Below are 4,998 nucleotides of genomic sequence, written 5' to 3' on the forward strand. Positions count from 1 at the left end.
GCGCGCATAGCGCGTGCAACGCCTATCGATATATCCTGAGGACGATTGACGCGATATGCCGCCTTTACAAGGGGCTTGGCTATGGCAAGCTGGTCAAGACCTTCGTATGTGCCCTGTTCCAGATCCACGGCAACTCTGTCTGACGAGCCGGATATCTGAATCATTGGATAGCAGTTTACCGTGGCATTGGCAGTAGCCGTAAGACCGTTGAGAAAGCCAAGTGAGGACACAGTGAGCAACACGCCCGGTTTTTTAGTAAGATAGCCGTAAGTGGCGGCTGCCATACCAGCCTGCTGCTCGAACCGGAAGCTTATGAAACGAATGCCGACCATCTGGCAGATATATGCCACTTCCGTGACCGGGATGCCCACAAGTCCGAAGATCACCTCCACTCCGTTGGCTTTCAGAGCATTCGCAAGCACATACATGCCGGTCATGTCTGTTTCCGGATTGGGAGCCATCGGAGGCTTGCAACCGCACGCTGTGGTGCCGGAAGCGGGAGTATTTATATTTTTGGTGTTTTCCATAACAATAATAATAAATTTATTTATATTATCACATCTTGCCGCCGGCAAGCGGTTCGGTTGTGCCGTTCTTTGCGAATTCCGCCTGCTGCTCGGCTGTATAACCGAGTGAACTGAGAACTTCCGCGTTGTTACCGCCCAATGTAGGACACGGACCGTAAACAGGCTGGTAGTTTGAAATGGTGAATGGAACTCCGACTGTCACGAATGTGCCGATCTTGCCGCCCTGGTCTATCTTGACGAGTGTGTTTCCATCATAGTTGTTCGGATCATCCATGATCTCCTTGGTGTTAAGAACCGGTGCAACAGGAATGCCGAACTTAGACAACTCCTCTGTCACTTCGTATTTTGTCTTATTGACTGTGTAAGATTCTATACGGGCATATATCTCCTGTTTATGCTTGTCGCGGGCATCTGCAGTATTGAAGTCGGGATTGGTAAGCCAGTCTTCAAATCCGAGACCCTTGCATGCCTGCTCGAAATCTTTCTTGCCTCGCTGAAGAATAACATACACATAAGCATTCGGATCAGTCTCCCATCCTTTGCACTTGTATGTCCATCCAAGAACACCGGAACCCTCCTGATTGCCGGAACGCGGAACATATTCTCCGAACTTCTGACTCGGATACTGCGGGAACTGTGTGAGGTATCCGACACGATCGAGCGTAAGCTGGTCACGAGTCTTGATACGACACAGGTTAAGACATGCGTTATGCATCGACTGATATACATAACTTCCTTCGCCTGTGCGCGAGCGTTGCTGAAGTGCGGCAAGCAGACCGATAGCCATATGCATTCCGGTGTTGGAATCGCCCAACGCCGCGCCGGACTGAGTCGGAACATTATTGTCACCTTCCCACCATCCTGTCGTGGATGCCGCGCCGGCTGTGACCTGCGCTACCGGTTCGTAAGCTTTCAGGTCTTTATAGCTTGATGTCTCGGGAAAACCTTTGATGGTGCCATAAATACAACGTGGGTTCAGTTTATGCACAACCTCCCAGCTAAAGCCGAGTTTATCCATAGCGCCAGGATGCAGATTCTCTATGAATATGTCACATTCTTTGATAAGTTTAGTGAGAATTTCCTTACCATCGGGTGTCGCGGCATCAAGAGTAAGCGATTTCTTGTTAGAATTCAACTGGAGAAAATAGTAGCTCGGACAATCCGGATCAAACTGAAGTTCTTTACGGGTTGCATCTCCTGAACCGGGACGCTCGATTTTTATCACCTCCGCTCCGAGCCATGCAAGAAGCTGTGTGCATGACGGACCGGACTGAACTGCGGTAAAATCTACAATTTTGATACCCTCGAGGGGTGCGGTGTTTTGTGCCATAGTATTATTCTATAATTAAAATGTATAAATATTTTTTAAATCTTGGCAGAATTTTTTTTATTATGCCGTTCTGCTTTCAATATTCTTCCATAAAAACATTTTAACATATACTTAAGTTCGCAAAAAATCATACTGTAGCCGTGGCTGATTTTGGAAACTGCAGATTTCAAGGAGCGGAAATCATCGCAGACAGCATTGAAAAACCTGATATCTCAATATTTCAATCAACCGGTAGGATCCGCTGAGGTTGAGAAAAAATTAATAGCTTGTTTAAAAATAAAAGTGAATTTGGGGACGTGTAAATAAATCATGACGAGTTCCCTGACAACCTGCTAAAAATATAATTTCGATAAAATATATCTAAGAAAGTTAAACTATATTTAACGACGGATGTTATAATGATAAAATCAACAGAAAATACAGGTTGAGAAAAAAGACATTAGAATTCTCCCCTGTTTATTTAGCTGGCGGTTTTATACTATGAAAACAATAAAAAAGGTTATAATTAAACATTTAGCGTTATGAAAAGAACAGTTTTATTCATGGCAGCTCTTATGACACTTTCATGTGCATGGGCTCAGAAAATCAGTAAGAATGAGGCTAAGTCGCTTCAGACTTTCCTTTCTCAGAATGCAGCCAAGGGAGGTAACAACGCTGAGGCTCTCCGAATGGTAGGCAGCAACGTTGCGGCATGCCCCGGCATCAAAGTTGAGAACGGACACGTCACTGAAATCGATTTCAAGGGCAAGGATCTCGCTGGAACTCTTGATTTGTCTGGTTTCCCGGCTTTGCAGAAGATTGATGTCTCCAGCAACAAGATCACCAGTCTGACATTAAATAACAACCCTGCCCTCGTAGAGGTCAATGCCGGTAAAAACAGGATACACACCATGACCATAACCGGATGCCCTCAGGTGCAGACAATCAGGGTCAACAAAAACAGACTGGCTGAATTCGATCTCGGCACAGTTCCATTGCTTAAGAGATTCAATGTTTCGGGCAACATGCTTGAGGCTCTTGATGTCTCAAACGCCACAAACCTTGAATACCTGAATGTGATGAGCAACAACCTCCAGTCACTGAACGTCAGCGGATGTCAGAGTCTGAAATCGCTCTATGCGGCATTCAATGACTTGACAGACATCACTTTCGCCGGCTTGGTCAAACTTGAGAACCTCAATGTGAACTCCAACAAGATCGCAAAGCTCTATATTCAGGATCTTCCCGCAATCGAGACTCTGCTCTGCTCCGACAACCATATGGCAGGGCTTACAGTGAAAGGTTGCAAGACAATCAACGAAATCTGGGCTCCCTACAACGACCTCACTTCGTTCACTGTCGAAGATGCCCAGAACCTCGCGTTCGTGAATGTGGAATGGAACGACCTCACTTATCTCTCGCTCGCTAACATGAACTTCCTGCAGAGAGTAAACGCGGCAAACAATCAGCTTATCACTCTTGACGTTTCATTCGACCCGATGCTCCGCTTCGTTAACGTAACAAACAACAATATGCTGACTGACCTCCGCACCGATGCTGACTCTCAGTTGCGCCACGTAATCGGCTATGCAGACTATGAATACGGCTTCTGACAATTTGCGTCAAAACAATTCTTACATATCAATCTAAATAAAAGGGGTGCAGCTAACTGAGCTGCACCCCTCCTCTTTGCATACATCGTTCAAACTTGACAAGTCAACTATATTTCAATAATGAAAAGTGCCATACGATATGGTTCTCATATATTTCTCCGGCAGGAAGGAATGTGGCAGGGAAATTCAGCTTGTTAGGAGAATCGGGAAAATGCTGCATCTCTATTGCAATCCCTTCCTGAGGTCCGTAAGAACGTCCAGAGCAATTCAGAGGCGTATCGGTTACACGATTGGCGGTATATACCTGTGCTCCCGGCTGATCACTCCCCATTATCAGGATTCTGCCGCTGCATTCGTCTCGGAGTTCAACAAGATTTTCTTGAAATTTTCCCGGCTGCCAGTCATCGAAGACCCAGCATTGACCGTATCCTCCGCCAATATTCAACGGAGGGAAATCCGAATTTATGTCACGCCCGATTTTTTTTGGCACACGAAAATCCATTGGAGTTCCATCCACGTCTTCAATCTCTCCGGTAGGGATATGTGTTGCGTCTATAGGAAGCCATTTGCCAGCCTTAATCTTCAAGATATGGTCAAGAACCGTTCCGGAATCAGCACCACGCAGATTCCAATAGGCATGGTTCGTTAGATTCACTACTGTATCTGCATCGCATACAGCCCGGAAAACAAGTGACAGCTCGTTTTTTTCATTCCACCTGAAAGTGGCACTGACATCCAATGCTCCCGGAAAAGACTCCTCCATGTCTTCGGAATGATAAGTCATCCTGACTCCATCTGCAAGAAGCATGGCATCCCATATCCGGTTTTGAAAACCGGTAGGTCCTCCATGAATCGAATTGGGAGCGGCATTGATTTCCAGATTGTAGGTTTTGCCTCCGATGGTAAGATGACCTCCAGCTATGCGATTGGCATAACGCCCCGGCGATTTGCCCATGCAGGCATCATCTGCATAGTAATCGACGGGATTGGCATAACGAAGAGCCACGTTCCCTATTTTTCCGTTCCTGTCAGGAACATTAACCGATAGTATGCCAGCCCCTAATGTTGAAAGTTCAACAAACGCACCCGATGCGTTTTCAATCCTGAATACTGTAATATCCCCCAATGAAGAGGGATAAGTCGATGAATCTGTTTTCATTGTTATGTCAACCCATTGATTTCGAATTAAGAGCTTGTTTAAATCCAGACACTCACTTATAGAAAGTCAAGACACAATTCAAGTTCTTCCTGATTTGTGAGCACATATGACGCCCCTGACATGACCATGGTTTTGGCATCAGTTCCGCCCCAGGTCACTCCTGCCGGAATGATACCCGCCTCTTTCGCGGCAAGTATTCCGGTCTCGGTTCCGGAGAGGAGCGTGATTTCCCTCCCTGTAAGCGCGTTTTGATCTTTTATATTGTTCAGAACAGCCACATATTCCGTCAGATCACCGGTCGCCCGCAGTTCAATCACCTTGACCCCCTGCTTCCGCAATTTCTCGATTTGCGCTCTGACCCAGTCTATATCCTTTCCGTGACTATCCTTA

The 4,998-nt window shown here is 46.2% G+C and carries 5 protein-coding genes; 1 reads left to right on the forward strand and 4 read right to left on the reverse strand.

The features are described 5' to 3' along the window. Together JX312_RS09020 and frc are read right to left on the reverse strand one after the other, a co-directional pair. Window positions 1–527 (reverse strand): thiamine pyrophosphate-binding protein (locus JX312_RS09020; protein ID WP_204457769.1); only part of this gene is annotated, 527 nt, incomplete at its 3' end. Window positions 528–555: 28 nt separating this feature from the next. Next, the gene (gene frc, locus JX312_RS09025; RefSeq protein ID WP_123404172.1) at window positions 556–1,857 is read right to left on the reverse strand and encodes a formyl-CoA transferase; all 1,302 of its coding nucleotides are present in this window, start codon (window positions 1,855–1,857) and stop codon (window positions 556–558) included. 521 nt (window positions 1,858–2,378) lie between these two features. On the opposite strand from frc, the gene JX312_RS09030 reads away from it, so the two are divergent. Continuing rightward, complete coding sequence (locus tag JX312_RS09030; RefSeq protein ID WP_124030456.1) at window positions 2,379–3,449, forward strand: leucine-rich repeat domain-containing protein; 1,071 nt, start codon at window positions 2,379–2,381, stop codon at window positions 3,447–3,449. Between the two features lie 103 nt (window positions 3,450–3,552). On the opposite strand, the gene JX312_RS09035 is transcribed toward JX312_RS09030, so the two are convergent. Continuing rightward, window positions 3,553–4,608: an aldose epimerase family protein gene (locus tag JX312_RS09035; protein WP_204457770.1), complete on the reverse strand. Its 1,056-nt coding sequence runs from the start codon at window positions 4,606–4,608 to the stop codon at window positions 3,553–3,555. A 56-nt stretch (window positions 4,609–4,664) separates the two neighbouring features. After that, the coding region (locus tag JX312_RS09040; RefSeq protein ID WP_204457771.1) for a hypothetical protein at window positions 4,665–4,998 on the reverse strand (334 nt) is incomplete at its 5' end.

Origin of the sequence: Barnesiella sp. CU968 (assembly GCF_905219685.1) — a bacterium.
GTDB lineage: Bacteria > Bacteroidota > Bacteroidia > Bacteroidales > Muribaculaceae > Lepagella > Lepagella muris_A.